We start from the raw sequence: 15,873 nt of genomic DNA, 5'->3' as shown, positions 1-15,873 counted from the left end.
GAAACCTGTATTCTTCCCTCAGTAGACTGACATGTAACGGATGCGGCTGTGAAACTATCGGTCATTCTGAAGACGCTGAACGAAGAAAACCGGATCGGCGCGGCCATCGAAAGCGTGATCGCTGCTTTGAAGGCCGTGCCTCATATCGAAAGCGAAATCATCGTCGCCGATAGCGGTTCGAAGGATCGAACAATCGAGATCGCTTCTCGGTATCCTGTCATCATCGCCCAGATTCAAGCGCCCGCCAAAGCCAGTTGCGGCGTTGGTCCCCAGCTCGGATTTCAATACAGCAAGGGGGAATTCATCGCCTTGATGGACGGCGACATGCTGCTTGATCCGACGTTTCTGCCCGAAGCCTTCGACTATCTCGACAAGCATCCCCGCGTCGCCGGTGTCAGCGGCGATATCAATGAGGTTAATCTCGATAATCTGGAATTTACCCGCCGGGTGCAGCGAATTGCCTCGCAGGTCAAGCATGGCGTTCGCGATCGTCTGAACGGTGGCGGCCTTTATCGTCGCGCCGCAATCGAAGAAGCCGGATATTTCTCCGACCGCAATCTCCATGCGTTTGAGGAATTCGATCTGGCCCAACGTCTTCGGCTGCGCGGCTGGACGCTTTACCGGCTGGACCGGCGCTATGTCGATCACTTCGGCCATAACATCAATTCCTATGTGCTGCTGACACGGCGCTGGTCGTCGAAATATCTGCTCGGTACAGGGGAGCTTTTACGCGCAGGCTGGCAGCAGGGGCGGTTGAAGCAGGTCGTTCAAGAGAACCCGGAGATCAAGCTTTGGCTTGGCGTTTATGCCTGGTGGGCAATTCTGCTTTTCTGTCTGATCGGCAGCCTCTTTCATCCCATCGGACTGATTGCCTTTGTCGCCTTGCTGGTGCTGCCGATCGTGGCGATTTCGATCAAGAAAAAAAGTCTGGAGCTTGGCCTTTACGCCATCGTGGCCTGGTGCTTTCATGCGGCAGCACTTCCGTTCGGTATCCTATCGCGACGGAAAAATCCCGGAAGTTGGATTGAAAGTAAGTTGTTGAAGCCCTGATGAAAAAAGCCCTTCTTTGGATACTGGTCGTTTCGTTCGCATTGATCCGGCCAGTCTATGCCGAAGAGTGGCTCCCCGTCAGGGAAAAGTCGCTTGAAGTTCAGGCGGGAAGCCCGCTCGATTTTTCTGACATTCTTCCAGAGACGAAAATCGACGAGAATACGCGGGTCATCGTCACACCCGCTGGCAAGCTCGCTATAGCCAATGACGCCGCCAAGCCGCAGCGCTTCCTGTGTGCGTCTCTTGCGCTAAGCCCGGCGTCTGGTGGGTTTCCGGATCACGATGCTGCCGACCGCTATGCCCTGCAGCTCAAAAGGCACGGCTACAATATCGCCCGTTTCCATTATGTCGACGCCGCGTTGATGGCTGACCGCGCCAAGGATTTCGATTTCGACCCGCAGGTGCTGGATCGCGTCCATTATTTCATGGCTGCGCTGAAGCGAAACGGCATCTACTGGATCATGGATGGACTGAGTTCCGCCCGCGGAGCCTATGGCGGCTATGAGGACCGATGGGATCTCAAGGGCGACCTCAAGGTCGATGCGCAGATTACGGATGCAGGCTTCGATCACTGGCTGAAGTTTCAGCAGGCCTTCCTCGGCAAGGTCAATCCCTATACCGGCATTGCGCCCATTCGCGATCCGGCACTCGTTGCCATTGTTCCCTTCAACGAAAACGGCCTGGAATTCGATTCCATGGTGCAAGAGGGGGTGCGAGGCAGCGTTTTTCAAAAGCAGCTTCAACCGCTCTTCAATGACTGGCTTTGGAAGAACTACGGCAGTGACGACGCCTTGAAGCAGAAATGGGGTTGGTGGACGAAGGACGGCAGTCTTGAGGACCGCTCCGTTGCTCTGCCGACCAACCGCAACGAGCGCAGCGAGCGGATGCGCGACCTGCAATCCTTCTTCATCGATGTCGAGCAGAACGCCACCCGGCGCATGACCAAGGCGCTTCGCGATCTTGGCTTTCGCGGTATCGTCTTGCCCTACAACAACTGGCCGACGATCCAGACCGGCATTAGCCGCAGCATCCAGGATGCCGTGGCCATGAACACCTATCATGACTGGGTTGGTTCCTATGAGCCGGGCACCAGCATCGAGGGAAAGAGCTCGCTGGAAGACGGGCTGCGCTACCTGAGAACGGTGGGCGCTGCACGCTGGCTGGGTCGCCCCTTCGTCATCACGGAATATGATCATCTCTTCTGGAACCCCTATCGCTACGAGGCAGGTCTTGCGGCACCCGCTTTTGCGGCCCTGCAGGGTTGGGACGTCTTGTGCCGCCATGCGCACGGTCCGATCGTTTTGGCCTATGGCGAAGATTTCCGGTTCAAGAAGCAGATTCTGCCCTACGCGATCGCACTCGACCCAGTGGCGCGAGCGGGCGAAACGCTGGCTGCGCTCGTCTTTCGCCGCGGCGATGCCAAGAGCACGTCGCTCGATATCCCTTTCCTTGTCGATGGGCAAAAGGGTCTGCCGCAAGGCGTCAACGACATGGAGCCTGAGCTTCTCACACGCCTCGGTCTTGTCGGGGCCATCGGCCTTCAATCTGTAACCGATGCCAAGCCTGGTGTGGTTGCGGTCGCGCCGCAGCGCGAGGGGGAGACCCCGACGGCGATCATGGCGAAGCTGAAAGATGCTGGTCGCGTCGATCCGTCTGCGCCGGCCGATCTCGATCGTGGTAAAGTCGTGAGCCAGACAGGCGAACTGCAACTGGACGCCGGAGCCAAGGCCCTGGCCCTGAGAACGCCGATGACGCAGGCGCTCGCGTTCGACAAGGTCGGAGACGGCGTCGAGCTTGGTGCTTTCAGCGTGAAGCAGGCGGATGGACGAGGATTGCTATCGCTGTCGTCGCTGGACGGAGCGCCGTTGAAAGACAGCAAGCGGCAGCTCTTGATCCTGGCGTCGGATGCCCGCAATTCCGGAATGCGCTTTCGCGACGCGGATCAGCATGTCATCGAAGATTTCGGCCGTCTGCCGGTTCTCATCAGGCGCATGGAGGTGGGTCTCCGCTTTGAGACCGCCGGGACCTTCAAGATTTCTCCTGTCGGGCTGGACGGCCGTGTCCGTGCACCTGTCGCAACCGTCAAGAGCGGTAACATCGTGCGTCTGTCGAACGACACGCCCGGCGGTCCGACCACCTACTTCCTGGTGGAACGGACCGAATAAAGGCGCGACGATCTTTGAGATCTGCTCCGTGCGCATCAGGCAACTATTGCCGCGCCGGTTATCGCCGCAAAACCGCGCCGTATGCTAAAGCACCGACGTGAAAATCAGGGTCGATTTTCGGAAAGCACGATGCGTCAATTTAAAGCACTATCGCGCCCATTGTGCGTCTCAAAGACGCTCTAGTAAAAGTCGCGCGTTAGACGTGTCCAGCCTTCGCCACCGAGACCGCCAAAATAGGCCCGGCCATTTTCCATCGCTTCCTTGAACAAGGCAGAGCGGGAGGTTGCGGAGATGCCGGTGAAGTAGCGATACCAGATGCGGCTGTAGCGGGAGAGGGACCGGATCATCTCGGGTCTGGCCTGGGAGCAGGCATAGGTGAAGCCGGACCGTTGGAGTGCGAGCAAGGTGGCATCGACAACGGCATCCTGAGCCTTGTCTTCGTAAAGAAGATCAAGGATATGCGCGGAGCCACCCATTTCACCTACACATGAGAAGACTCCAACGACAGTGCCGTTCTTGTCCTTGACCTGAGCCAGCATCAGCTTGCCGCGTCCGTCCTCTCCCTCTGAGGCGTTGACGGCCCATGTGACGTAGCGCTCGTCATAGACCGGTGCGACCACATACCGTGCCAGATAACGGTTCGCATATTCGGCGAAGACAGCAGGTGTTGCCTCCACCACACTATATCCGTCCGCCGTCGTCACGTTGTTAGCAAGACGATTGTCAGGAAGCTGACCGCGGCTGATGAGGCGTGGCAAGCGGTCGAACAGTTTCATTCTCAGGAAATTGATAAGCGCTGGGACTGGTTTGAACATCTTGTACCACCGCAGAGCCTGAACCTGGAGTTCTATTCCGCCAATCGCCTTGAAATGGGCAATGCCGATGGGGGCGCCGCTGTCTGTAAAGAGGATGCTGTCGGATTTCGGTCGGGTGCTTAAAAACACCGCTGCAGCGGCGCGCGGATTGGCATCCGGCGTCGTCGCGAAGCCGCAGGTCAGCCTTGCAATCACAGTCTCCTCACCGATACGATAGGTGAGCGGTATGATGTTCAGGAGCGTTTTCAACGCGCCAGTGTCATCGACTGACACGAGACTCCCATTTTCAGGCGTGTAATTGGGATGCGTAAATAGGATCTCGGATAGGTGCGCTCCCAGCGCTTTTGTCTTCGGCTTCGAACGCGATCGAAACACCGACGTAAAGAGTTCGCTCATCTGGGGAACATCGGCCAGTTCTGCGGGGCGAAGCTTTGAAGTGTTTTTTGTCGTCATAATTGAACGTCCTTGCTTGCTGCGATGGAGCGGGAGACATACGTCCGAACCACGAGCCATGAAGCGATCACGATGCTAAATTCGATAATATATGCTGAGATGAAAATTCCGTAGGGTGGCCAGAGCCATGCAGCCACGCCGATAACGAGCGCGCCGATGCCGTTTGCGAGGTTGAGTACCCAGGCCCGCGCTCCATGTTCACCAGCCGCTCCCAGCAGATCGACCGCAACCGACCAGATCGCAATAAAGAGGATCAGCGGGGCCAGGATCCTGACGAATGTCGGCAGGGACATATATTCCGTTCCGAAGATCAGCGGCATGAGGGAGGCCGCGAAGAAGATAAAGAGGGCCGCCGCCAATCCAAGGCCGATCGCGATTGCGAGAATACGCATTGTCAGCTTGAAGGCGTGGTGGATGCCGTTAACGCTGGCCACGGCGAGGTGAGGGTAAATGAGCCGGTTCAGCGCATCGACCGCCATGTAGCTGCTATCGGTGATGCGCCGGGCGACGCCGTAACTGCCGACCATTTCGGGGTTCGCCACCAAGCCAAGGATCAGGAGATCGACGTTTTGACGAAAGGCGCGAAAGATGAATGGGGTGGCGAAGAGAACTCCGAGGCGGATTTCGGGGCGATCCAGCCTGTAGTCCGGCCGCGCGATGCGAAAGGCGAGAAACCCGTAAAGCGCAAGCGTCAGTATGAATGACACCATTTGCCATGTTGCCCAGCTTTCGACCGTATTGACCTCGAAGGCGATGCAGGCAAGAGCCGCAGTCAACGTTCGGATCAGCGCAAATCCCATGATCGAGGCATTGGCGGCAGCGTTTCGGCGGTGTGCCAGAAAGATGGTTTCGCCCAGCATGATCAGGCGGACCAGGACGATGTTGGTCAAAAGCAGCTGAAAGGTTATCCAGAGGTTCTCAGCTGGCGCTTCTGCAAAGCGCATGAAGTGCGGCAGTACGATCATTCCGAGCAAAATCAGCACCGCTCCGCTGATGCCGCTCAGGATAATGCTGTGGCCGAAGATGCGTGGAAAGCAGGATGGATCTTGCGGAACGCGGCGAACAAGAGATTCCGATGCGCCCATGCCGCAAAGATGGACGGCAATGTTGGTGACGGCGATCAAGGAAACGTAGCGACCGAATTCGTCAGCACCGAAAGTTCGCGCTAGTATCGCAAATGTGATGAGTTGCGCGGCATTGGCAATCAGAAGACTTGCCGAGGATGCGCTATAGGACAAGAGCATTCCCAGCAATCTGGATGTATTTCCTGGTGCAATTCTTGCCATGTTTCATTCCATGCCGAGAATGAGGAGGGGCGTAAACCATTTCTCAGCGGTCTGTGTGGTTTATGGGAGCTATAAGCTGAAAATGTTTCGTTTCGATTGACACAAAGGTCCGGTCGCGCATGTACGAGTATCCAAAGCAGAAGCGCGTCGAGCGCCCAACGCCGGAGCCTTTGCCGCGTCCAACCCTCGATGCAAAACCGGTCACACCTTCGGGGCCTATCATCACCCCCGGCAATATTTTTCTTTGGTTGCGCCGCGGGCTCTTCGTCATTTTGCTGTTTGCCATTGTCGGCGCTGCGGCCGGCGTCGCCTTCGGCGTTCTCGTCAAGCCGCGCTACACGGCCTCGATGGATATCCTACTGCCACCGCCGTCCGGTCAAGTCCTTCCAAATGAATTGACGGTGCCCGCCCTTCAGAGCGAAGCCCAAATCCTGGACATGTCGAGCAAGATTCTGCTGCTGAATTCCGGCAACGTTTTGCGGAGGACGGTCGAGCGCGAGCAGTTGCAGCAGCTTCCGGAGTTCAACCCTTCGCTCGAACCTGGCTTCAATCTGATGGAAGCGCTGGGTCTCTCGAGCCCTAAGCCGCCGGGCGATCAAACCTTGACCTCGATGCGAATTCTCGACAAGCGCATCAAGGTTAGCCGTCAAGGCGGGACCTACTTGGTCAACATCACGCTCTGGACACGCGATCCCGAGCGGTCGGTCAAGATACTGGCGACACTTGCCGAGTCCTTCAGGCAAGAGCTTGAGGCAGGGCGCAGCGATCTTGCAAAGAATGCGAGCGCAGCGCTAGCAACCCGCCTTGAAGAGTTGAGGGGTGCCGCGACAGAAGCAGCCAATGCGGTTGTGGAATTCCGGCAGAAAAACAATCTCCAGGATCTCGGTAGTGTGGGCTCCGTCAATATTCAAAGCCTTTCGCAGCTGAACACGCGGTTGAACGATGCCAACTCCAGACTCCAGGACGTCAGAGAGCGCTACAAAAAGCTGAGCCAAACGTCAGCAAACGGTGTTGCCGGGACCAGTTCGCTGTCGTCACCGCTGCTCGATACGCTGCGCTCGCAATATTCGGTTCTCAAACAGCAATATGACGAGCTGGCACTGACCTACGGAGAACGCTATCCGAAGCTTGCTGCGTCCAGGGCGCAGCTGGCGACGCTTAGAAGCGAAATCGCCCGCGAGACGGACCGCGTCTTGCAAAGTGTCAAGATCGAGATGGATCAGGCGCAAAGTGCGGTCGATAGTCTTCGCAGTCAGATCAACACAGCGCAAGGCCGTGTGTCGAATGACGATGCGGCGCAAGTCGAGCTACAGGATTTGCAGAGAAATGCCGAGGCTAAAGCAGCGCTCTACGACACGTTCCTGAAGCGCGCTGGTGAAACCGGAGAGCAGGAACAGCTCAACGTTTCCAATCTCCGGATCGTCACCGAGCCGGTGCCGCCTGAAAGGCGCAACTTCCCCCCGCCGACATCATTGCTTGCGATCGGCGGCTTGATTGCAGGGCTCTTGCTTGGTGTATTTTTTGTCATCGCAGGTCGGACACTGATTGAACTCAGGCGCAACGACTGGCGGTTCGAGCGGCTCGTGTGATGCAGGCAACCACAATCTCGCCAGCGCAGCCAAACGGACAGCACATGAAGGTTAGAGTAGCGACCTTCATGGCGGTCTTCCTGTTCTACTTCATCACCACGAATCCATTTATCGACCTTGTGAAACTGCAATCCGCCGGAACGGAAATCGTATCAGGGTCAAATTTTCTCAATCAGATGACGTTCTTGCTGATCACGTCTCTGACCATCTATGCGGCCGTGAACCATCCCATGCGCTCGCAGATCGCCCAGCCGAGAGTTTTGATCATCGCCCTTCTAGGGTGGTTTTTCATCTCGTCAGCGCTTTCGAACTATCCCATCGACGCAATCAAGCGGACGATCCTGGCTACTCTGACCTTCTTCAACGCAGGCATGTTCCTGCTTCTTCCCCGCTCAGAAGCGCAGTTCGCTCGACTGATGCTCTATGGCACGGCCATCACTCTCAGCGTGGCTTACTTCGGGGTAATTTTTCTGCCGCGGCTTTCCATCCATCAGGCGGCGGAAATCGTCGAGCCGATGAATGCGGGTTACTGGAGGGGCCATTACGCACACAAGAACCTCACGGCTGCGGTGATGCTGCAGATCACATTTTTCGGGCTCTACTTCCGCAGTGCGGGATGGAAGAAAAGCGGTATCGCCATTGCTGTTCTGGCCGTCTTCTTTCTCATGCATACCGGCGGTAAATCGTCGACCGCGATGTTGCCGATGATCCTTATTCTACAATGGATGTTCGAGAGATTTCGCTGGACGCGGTGGTTTATCGCCGTGGGCGGTATCGTTGCCTTCAACACACTCATCCTTGGCGCCACCCTATCGTCTGATTTTCGAAGCCTGGTCGTCTCCTTCGGCATTGACCCGACCTTCACCAACCGCTCGGACATCTGGAAGATCGCCTTCGATGCGATCGCCCAATCGCCAATCCTCGGCTATGGCTTTCAAGGCTTCTGGCAAACGCCTGACCTGATGCAAAGCCCGGCAGGTCTGGAGACTTGGGCGGTGCGGGCTTTCAACGGACATAACGCCTATGTGGATACGCTGCTGACGACAGGTATTCCGGGGTTGCTGCTAGCGCTGACGCTGGTTATTCTGGTGCCAATGCGGGCGATTGCGCGATTAGACCGAGCACCACCAAATGATCCGGCATTGACGCGCCTTTTCCAGCGCACATGGCTTTGCGTGCTCTACTCTGCCTGTCTCGAGGCTATTTTCTTCCAGAACGGCAGCCCGGTGTTTTTCATCTTCCTCATCTCCATTTTCGGCCTGGTCCTGCAGTCCAGGATGAGCCTCGTCAAAGAACCGGTTATGACCAGGGAGGAAAGCCATGGGGCTCTTATCCAAAGTCAGCGGTAAGCTTGACTATCTGCGAGAACGTGTGGCCGAACGGGCTGTGCGCGCTCTGCCGGCGTCGACGCTCAACGTCGCCTGTCGTCGTCCCGTCGTGTCCTTCACTTTCGACGATGTGCCCTGCACGGCGCTAAGCGCCGGTGCGAAGATTCTCGAGGAGAACGGGGTCCGTGGCACGTTTTACATTGCCGGAGGGCTCCTCAATCGGGTGGAGCCGGACCGCAACATCATCTCGGAGGAGGGCTGCCGCGAGCTTGCCGCAGCGGGTCATGAGCTCGGCTGCCATACGTTCGGGCATGAGATCGTCCACACGCTGTCGGGCCCGGCCTTGCGTGAAAATCTCACCCGTAACGGCGTCTTGCTCGATGGCTTTGAGCCGCCGGTGACGAAACGAAACTTTGCCTATCCCTATAATCAGGGGTCGCTACGGCATCGGCAACTCTTTGCCGACCGTTACCAGACGGCGCGCGGAGGTGGGGATCGCATCAACCGGGGGAAGGTCAACCGCGGCTTTCTCTGGGGAATGGAGATCCGCCAGCCGGAACAGGACGCCCTCGCTTTGGTTCGGCAGATCGACGACGTGGTAAGGGAGCCAGGCTGGCTGGTGTTCTTCACCCACGATGTCAGCGACACGCCGACACCCTATGGATGCACACCTTCGACATTCTCCACATTGGTGCGCTATGCTATTTCGAGCGGTTGCCTCGTTCTGCCGGTTCGGGATGCTCTTCAACATGTGGAGAGTTGAGATGACGCAATGAGCGGGACGCTTCTGGCAATCAACAATTACCATTACCGCCGCGGTGGCGCGGACGCGATCTTTCTCGATCAGATGGAGATGTTTGCCCGCTCCGGGTGGAACGCCGTGCCCTTTTCCATGCAGCATCCAGACAATCTGCCATCGCAGTGGTCGCCCTATTTCGTTCCTGAAATCGAGTTCGGTCGTCAAGGCGGTCTGATGACGAAGATCGGTCACGGGCTGGAGATCATCTATTCCCGCAAGGCGCGACAGAGCCTGGCTGCGTTGATCGACCAAGTGCGGCCTGATGTGGCGCACGCCCACAATGTTTATCACCACATTTCTCCGGCGATCTTCCCGCTCTTGAAGAAAAAGGGAATACCCACCGTCATGACGGTGCATGACCTGAAGCTCGCCTGTCCCTCCTACAAGATGCTGGCGCCGGATGGCGTTTGCGAAAGATGCAAGGGCGGTCGCATCTATAATGTGCTGCTTCACCGCTGCATGAAGGGATCGATTGCTCTGAGCGGCCTGGTCATGGTGGAGACCGCCGTGCATCGCGCGCTCCGGCTCTATCGCGATCATATCGACAAGCTCGTGGTTCCAAGCCGGTTCTACAGGCAAAAGCTGATCGAATGGGGATGGCCGGACGACAAGCTGGTCTATATCCCGAACTTCGTCGACCATGCGATCAGCGAACAACGCTTTGCCGTTGAGGAGGGCGATTACTTTCTGTTCGCGGGGCGTCTCGCGCCGGAAAAAGGCGTCGATACCTTGATCCGGGCGGCTGCCCGGTCGGGACAACGTCTGCGTGTTGCGGGCACGGGACCGGAAGAAGCAGAGCTTCGGGCGCTGGCGCAGATAGAAAATGCCGATGTCGAGTTCCTCGGCTATCTCAGCGGCCAAGCGCTCCATGAAACGGTGGCCGGTGCCAAGGCGCTCGTTCTTCCCTCCGAGTGGTATGAAAATGCGCCGGTCAGTATTCTGGAGGCCTATGCCTTGGGTCGTCCGGTGATCGGAACGGACATCGGGGGTATTCCGGAACTGATAAAACCAGGAGAGACAGGGCTTATCGCTGCACCCGGCGATCCGGATGATCTCGCAGGAGCACTCAACGCGATGAACCAATTCTCTGCAAGCGAGCGCAAGGAGATGGGCGAGCGTGGTCGCGCCTGGGTTAACCAAGAATTCTCTCGCGGCGCTTTTTTCAAAAGAACGCTGGACCTTTATCGACGTTTAGGGATTTCGTCTCTCGGGTAGGTCTTTAGTATTTTAGATAATTATAATTTACCTGTTATGTGAAGGGTTTCGTCAATAAAATGGCGCTACGGTGCAGAGTAGGCGAGGCAGCGTGAAAGCTGTCCGCCGGTTGCTGGTATCATGACTGTACCGTAGGAGTGGGTAGGATGCCCGGGAGGAAGCGAGTAGTGGACTATACGGCGTCGAAACAGACGACGGCACTTCGGGCGCGCAGGAATGCCGACGAGGTCCACTTTCCCGATCTTGATGCGGTTCGCATTTGTGTGATCGGGTTGCGCGGTGTGCCGGGTGTACCGGGCGGTATCGAAACCCATGTTGAGCAACTTGTTCCAGGGCTGGCCGAAAGAGGCGCCGACGTTCACGTCTATGCGCGTCAAAATTACGTCGCCGGCGAAGTGCCTTATGTCTGGCGCGGTGTCACCGTTCATCCGACTTGGGCGCCGAGCAACACGCGACTGGAAGCCATCGTCCACACGCTTCTCGCGCTCTTCAAAGCCCGAAGGCTGAAACCTGACATCGTCCACATTCACGCGGTCGGTCCTTCGCTGGTGGCACCCTTGGCGCGCCTGATGGGAATGAAGGTCGTCTTCACCCATCACGGCTATGATTACGACCGCGAAAAGTGGAACACGCTGGAGAAGAAGGTTCTGCGTCTTGGCGAATGGGCTGGCATGCGCTTCGCCCACGGCCGCATCGTCGTCGCCAAACATATTGCCGATGCCATGCAGGCAAAGTTCAATCGCAACGTCCATTTCATTCCAAATGGCGTGCAGATCGATATCGAAGCCGCAGATGATACCGTCCTCGATGAATTCGGGCTGATCAAAGGCCGCTATGTCCTGCTGGTGGCCCGCCTCGTCGTCGAGAAGCGCCAGATGGATTTGATCGAGGCCTTTCTGCATGCGGATATGCCGGACACCAAACTGGTTCTGGTCGGCGGCGGGGACGCCCGAAGCGACTACGCAGAAAAATTGAGAGCACGGGCGAAATCACATTCGAACATCGTGCTGACAGGATCGCAATCGGGCGCAAGGCTTGGTGGGCTGTTTGCCAATGCCGGACTATTCGTTCTGCCTTCCAGTCATGAGGGGATGCCTATAGCGCTTCTCGAGGCGCTGGCTTACGGCCTTCCCATATTGGCAAGCAACATCGAGGCGAATCTGGCGCTCGAACTGGATGCCGAATCCTATTTCCCCTTGGGCGATGTCCCGGCACTTTCCCAGGCGATGCAGAAAAAGCTCTCGGATCGCAAGATGCCTGCACAAGCCTCCGTCGATGTGGGCGAGATGGGCAGCAAGATCATGGCGCGCTATAACTGGACGACCATCTGCGAGCAGACAGCCTCACTCTACCTCTCCGTTTTAAAGCGTAACTGACATCAGACCTACGGGGATTTGCGTAGCGTTACGGAGCTGGCCTGAAACAGGAACCGATCGACGCCAGCGCGATGCCAAGCCCCAAATGACATATGCGCGTCATAATAAGGCATTCCCGTTGAACGATCAGCGTCTTTAAACGTTGCTTTTCAAATGCAATGGTGAGGAGCGCTGAGTTGGTTTTCGATGCGAGCGAGGCAATGAGCCGGTTTGGAGAGAGCCATACAACTGTTGTTTTGTGGCAGCGTTTCGAAGTTTCTCACAGGGAGATGTTCGACTCCCTCTGGAGTGCGATCGAGTTTGTTCGGAACACCGCGTTTCGACCGAGCCGTGTTGAACTGCATGTTCACCGCGGAGGGCACGATGTTCTGATCGCCGGCGACGAACTTGCACTGCTTCTCGCGGAACACGAAGAGCAGAAGGCCTGATGAAACAGGAGTCAGTGCCAAGCGGGTGAGCACTACCCAGAAGCTTAGTTCTCTGGTTTCATGGCCGCGTATCGCCTGCCTCCCCTAAAGCGTGTCGCGATCTTCCAGACTCGCTTCCTACCCTTTAAGTCTTTGTTCTGCCGCATATCTTTATCGCAAAGCCGATGCATATCTTTGATCGGACCGGGCTTTAGCCTCTGAGCGTGCTTTCCTGGGTTCCGACGGTCATCATGTTGCCGCGCCACGAAACAGAGGAACCCATCCAGCTTCTTGCCCAGATAAGCGGGAGCAGCGCATCGCGCATGATCATGGCTGGAAAGCTGGTCCATGAGACATGCCAGCCTTTGAGTTTTGCGAGTGCCAGTTCTGGAAGGTAGTAGAGCCCGAGGACGGCGACCGTAACCGCTACCAGCGTCTTGCCGTCTGCGCCGGCGAGCAGGGCTGCGGCGAGGGCCAGAAACAGAGGTGGAATTCCGCCAACAAGGATTTCGGGCGCGAAGAATTGCGGGAAGGTCACGCGCCGCAACCGAGCCCAGCGGGCCTGCCGCGACCAGACCTCGGCAAAGCTGCGCGTGCCGAGCGGCTGCTCGAAAGGGGCTGGCGCAAGGTGAACGCTGCGTCCACTTGCACGAACGAGCTTCGTCGCGGCAGCATCCTCCGCAATTTCCGCTCCAAGAGCCTCTATACCGCCGAGGGAGTCGAGAAGCGGCTTGTTCCACAGCATTGTCTTGCCCTGCGCAAAGCCCTGGCCCAACGTTTCTGCGGCATATTGGTAGCGGCACTGAAATGTGTTGAGGAAGGTGCATTCAAGCTCCGATCCAAGATCGGCCGGGCGTGAACCAAGCGGCGGCGAGCAGACGAGGCCGCTATCCTTACGCCATGCGCTCATCAGCGTCGCAATGTAATGATCGGGCATCAGCACGTTGGAATCGGCGAGGATCACCCATTCGCTGGTCGCCGCACGCCAACCCTTGACGCAATTGTTCAGTTTGGGATTGGCGCTGATCCGATCATCACCCACCAGCAAGCTTGCCCGAATGTGAGGGAAGGCGGCGATGTTGGATTTGACGTGCGGGATGACAGGATCTGCGCTATCCGCAACACAAAAGATGATCTCGTAGTTTGGCCAGTCCAGCTGAAAGGCCCGAGGAATTGTCAGTGTAGTGAAATTCTCCACACCTCGAAGCGGAATGACGAGGGAGACGGGCGGTTGGGTTTGTGGCTCTAAGCCGCGCTTCGTCGTCGGTTTCACACGGATCGCGGTAAGAGCTATGCTCAACAGGTGAACAAAAATCAGCGCGAGGGCGAGAACGGCGAGAGCGATGTCCATGTGCAACTCCACACATCCGGATCTGCCCGGCGTTTAGGTTTCTATCGCAACTATAACGCTTTCATGACAGACGGATGTCATATGGCTCCCCCTGTCACATAGTTTTCATTCTACTGTGGATGAGCAATATTGCACGCATCCATCCGCAAATGCTGTGACGTTTGAGACTATCGCACCGGTCCGAAAATCGGAACCGATTTTCGGACCGGTGCGATAGGTCGGTTCAATGGGCGAAACGCGTCTCTTATGCGTCCGAAACAACCTGCGCCATCTAGCGCGTCATGCCCCAGACGTAGCCGAGCAATGCGGCCAAGCCTAAAGCCTGAAGAGGGTGCTTTCGGACTTGGCGGATCACCGTGTTCTGAACGGAATCGATTTCACTCTTCGCGACGCGCGCCGATCCGGAAATCATTTCCTGAGCAGATCCCGTGATACGCCCTAGTTCAGAGCGCAGTGCTCTGATCTCTTCCATCGCGCGACCAGTTTCCGGATCGTCGTGGCGCGCTCTGACAGCGGCAAGAGCCTCGTCCACCTTTGGGGTGTCGTCCGTTTCCTGTTCTTCCGCGGGTTCGGTTGTCGCGGTTGCTGTCGTCGGACTCGTTTGAGAAACAGGGTCGGAGGCAGGGAACGTGTCTTCGAGCCCCGTCTGAAGATCTTCTTTTCCGGTGCGCTGTCTTGCCTGCTCGTCATGCAGTGAGGCAACGGCAGGTGACATAGAATTTTTGTCGGACATGGTTTTGTCTCCGTAAGGGTTCGTCGTCTCAACTTCTCAGACGCGGGAGGGTTCCGGTTCGTTCGATGATGGATTACGGCGGGCTCGAGATGACGCTGCGTTGCGGGTGCGAGCGGTCATGGTCCACCGCGATAATGGTGGAGAGCCGAAGCGGGTGGAGACGTTCTCGGCCGGCAGCGCATCTGCCACAGGAAACCAGCTTAAAGATGTTCAGGCTTTCGGATGGCTGGGGTCGGATGACGAAAGTGGTCTCGTTGAAGCCATATGTGCGTTGCGGGCCGGCCATGGGAATCTCCTCCCTATTCTCCTGACCGAACCGCAGATGGACAAGGCGGTTCCGTACGGCCCCGCCCACATTTCCTCTTTGACCGTCGGTCTCAGATCATGATTTCACCGCCGGTGACGGGAATGACGGCAGCGGTCATGTAGCTGCCGCGGTCCGACGCCAACAGAACATAGGCGCCAGCTAGCTCCGCTGGCTGTCCAGCGCGACCGATCAATGTCTGCTCACCGAACTTTTTGGTTTTCTCTACGCCCATGGTAGACGGAATGAGCGGTGTCCAGATCGGGCCAGGCGCGACCGCGTTTACGCGGATACCTTTTTCGGCGACCATCCCGGCGAGTCCGGCGGTGAAGTTCAGGATCGCACCTTTGGTGGAGGCATAGGCAAGCAGGTGTGGCGAGGGCTGTTTCGACTGGATCGAGGCGGTGTTGATGATCGAGCTTCCAGATTGCATGTGCGGCACGGCAGCTTTTGACAGGAAAAATGGCGCATAGATGTTGGTCTTGAATGTCTGATCCCACTCAGCTGACTCAATGTCGCCAATGTCCGCATAGGTGCGCTGGAATGCGGCGTTGTTGACGAGGATATCGATCTTGCCGAATTCCTCGACGGTGCGCTGCACCAGCGTTTTGCAATGCTCTTCAGAGGTGATGTCGCCAGGAACGGCGACCACCTTGCGGCCGGCGTCTTCCACCCATTTGACAGTATCGCGCGCGTCCTCTTCCTCATCGAGATAGGAGATGACGAGGTCGGCGCCTTCACGTGCAAACGCGATTGCGACGGCCTTGCCGATACCGGAATCCGCGCCGGTGATCAGAGCGACCTTATCGCTTAGAAGGCCGCTGCCCTTATAGGACTTTTCGCCGTGATCGGGCTTTGGCTCCATCTGACCGGTGGTGCCTGGTGGCGCCTGCTGCTGCTCAGGATAGGGCGGGGAAGGGCGGCGAATATCGGAATCCATGTCTGTGCTCCACAATTGTTACGAAGCCCAAACACGGTTCAGCAGTTGCAGTTCCCTGTAAG

The 15,873-nt window shown here is 57.2% G+C and carries 14 protein-coding genes; 8 read left to right on the top strand and 6 right to left on the bottom strand.

Annotated features, from left to right (window positions below; all coding sequences use genetic code 11):
* Positions 1–48 precede the first annotated feature (48 nt).
* Both ACTJKV_RS16960 and ACTJKV_RS16955 read left to right on the top strand, forming a co-directional pair.
* The gene (locus ACTJKV_RS16960; protein ID WP_440599108.1) at positions 49–1,050 is read left to right on the top strand and encodes a glycosyltransferase family 2 protein; all 1,002 of its coding nucleotides are present in this window, start codon (positions 49–51) and stop codon (positions 1,048–1,050) included.
* The gene (locus ACTJKV_RS16955; RefSeq protein WP_440599107.1) at positions 1,050–3,215 is read left to right on the top strand and encodes a glycoside hydrolase; all 2,166 of its coding nucleotides are present in this window, start codon (positions 1,050–1,052) and stop codon (positions 3,213–3,215) included. Before ACTJKV_RS16960 ends, ACTJKV_RS16955 begins: the two co-directional genes overlap by 1 nt.
* 179 nt (positions 3,216–3,394) lie before the next feature.
* On the opposite strand, the gene ACTJKV_RS16950 is transcribed toward ACTJKV_RS16955, so the two are convergent.
* The gene (locus ACTJKV_RS16950) at positions 3,395–4,483 is read right to left on the bottom strand and encodes a hypothetical protein (RefSeq protein WP_113326312.1); all 1,089 of its coding nucleotides are present in this window, start codon (positions 4,481–4,483) and stop codon (positions 3,395–3,397) included.
* The gene (locus ACTJKV_RS16945) at positions 4,480–5,769 is read right to left on the bottom strand and encodes a lipopolysaccharide biosynthesis protein (protein ID WP_335323687.1); all 1,290 of its coding nucleotides are present in this window, start codon (positions 5,767–5,769) and stop codon (positions 4,480–4,482) included. Before ACTJKV_RS16945 ends, ACTJKV_RS16950 begins: the two co-directional genes overlap by 4 nt.
* Positions 5,770–5,888: 119 nt before the next feature.
* On the opposite strand from ACTJKV_RS16945, the gene ACTJKV_RS16940 reads away from it, so the two are divergent.
* The 6 genes from ACTJKV_RS16940 (at position 5,889) to ACTJKV_RS16915 (ending at position 12,504) form a co-directional block, all read left to right on the top strand.
* The gene (locus ACTJKV_RS16940) at positions 5,889–7,358 is read left to right on the top strand and encodes a GumC family protein (RefSeq protein WP_313591032.1); all 1,470 of its coding nucleotides are present in this window, start codon (positions 5,889–5,891) and stop codon (positions 7,356–7,358) included.
* Between the two features lie 44 nt (positions 7,359–7,402).
* A complete protein-coding gene (locus ACTJKV_RS16935) occupies positions 7,403–8,707 on the top strand; it encodes an O-antigen ligase family protein (RefSeq protein WP_162692968.1) in 1,305 nt (434 codons plus the stop codon).
* The gene (locus ACTJKV_RS16930; RefSeq protein ID WP_113180196.1) at positions 8,679–9,449 is read left to right on the top strand and encodes a polysaccharide deacetylase family protein; all 771 of its coding nucleotides are present in this window, start codon (positions 8,679–8,681) and stop codon (positions 9,447–9,449) included. Before ACTJKV_RS16935 ends, ACTJKV_RS16930 begins: the two co-directional genes overlap by 29 nt.
* Before the next feature lie 9 nt (positions 9,450–9,458).
* Positions 9,459–10,700: a glycosyltransferase family 4 protein gene (locus ACTJKV_RS16925; protein ID WP_440599106.1), complete on the top strand. Its 1,242-nt coding sequence runs from the start codon at positions 9,459–9,461 to the stop codon at positions 10,698–10,700.
* Between the two features lie 167 nt (positions 10,701–10,867).
* Positions 10,868–12,076, top strand: a complete 1,209-nt coding sequence (locus ACTJKV_RS16920) for a glycosyltransferase family 4 protein (protein WP_274101439.1) — start codon at positions 10,868–10,870, stop codon at positions 12,074–12,076.
* Between the two features lie 176 nt (positions 12,077–12,252).
* A complete protein-coding gene (locus tag ACTJKV_RS16915; RefSeq protein WP_130978721.1) occupies positions 12,253–12,504 on the top strand; it encodes a hypothetical protein in 252 nt (83 codons plus the stop codon).
* Between the two features lie 190 nt (positions 12,505–12,694).
* Here the strand turns inward: ACTJKV_RS16915 and ACTJKV_RS16910 are convergent, their stop codons facing one another.
* The 4 genes from ACTJKV_RS16910 to ACTJKV_RS16895 form a co-directional block, all read right to left on the bottom strand.
* Positions 12,695–13,834: a ceramide glucosyltransferase gene (locus tag ACTJKV_RS16910; RefSeq protein ID WP_274101438.1), complete on the bottom strand. Its 1,140-nt coding sequence runs from the start codon at positions 13,832–13,834 to the stop codon at positions 12,695–12,697.
* Positions 13,835–14,105: 271 nt separating this feature from the next.
* Positions 14,106–14,567, bottom strand: coding sequence for a hypothetical protein (locus tag ACTJKV_RS16905; protein ID WP_274101436.1), 462 nt, complete (start codon positions 14,565–14,567; stop codon positions 14,106–14,108).
* Positions 14,568–14,640: 73 nt separating this feature from the next.
* The gene (locus tag ACTJKV_RS16900) at positions 14,641–14,853 is read right to left on the bottom strand and encodes a hypothetical protein (protein WP_274101435.1); all 213 of its coding nucleotides are present in this window, start codon (positions 14,851–14,853) and stop codon (positions 14,641–14,643) included.
* 91 nt (positions 14,854–14,944) lie between these two features.
* Positions 14,945–15,811, bottom strand: coding sequence for an SDR family oxidoreductase (locus ACTJKV_RS16895; protein WP_274101434.1), 867 nt, complete (start codon positions 15,809–15,811; stop codon positions 14,945–14,947).
* Positions 15,812–15,873 lie beyond the last annotated feature (62 nt).

Origin of the sequence: Agrobacterium sp. 22117, from assembly GCF_052045735.1 — a bacterium.
Lineage (GTDB): Bacteria > Pseudomonadota > Alphaproteobacteria > Rhizobiales > Rhizobiaceae > Agrobacterium > Agrobacterium cavarae.
Note: the sequence above shows the minus strand (reverse complement) of the source record. Positions and strands in the feature narration are given on the sequence as shown.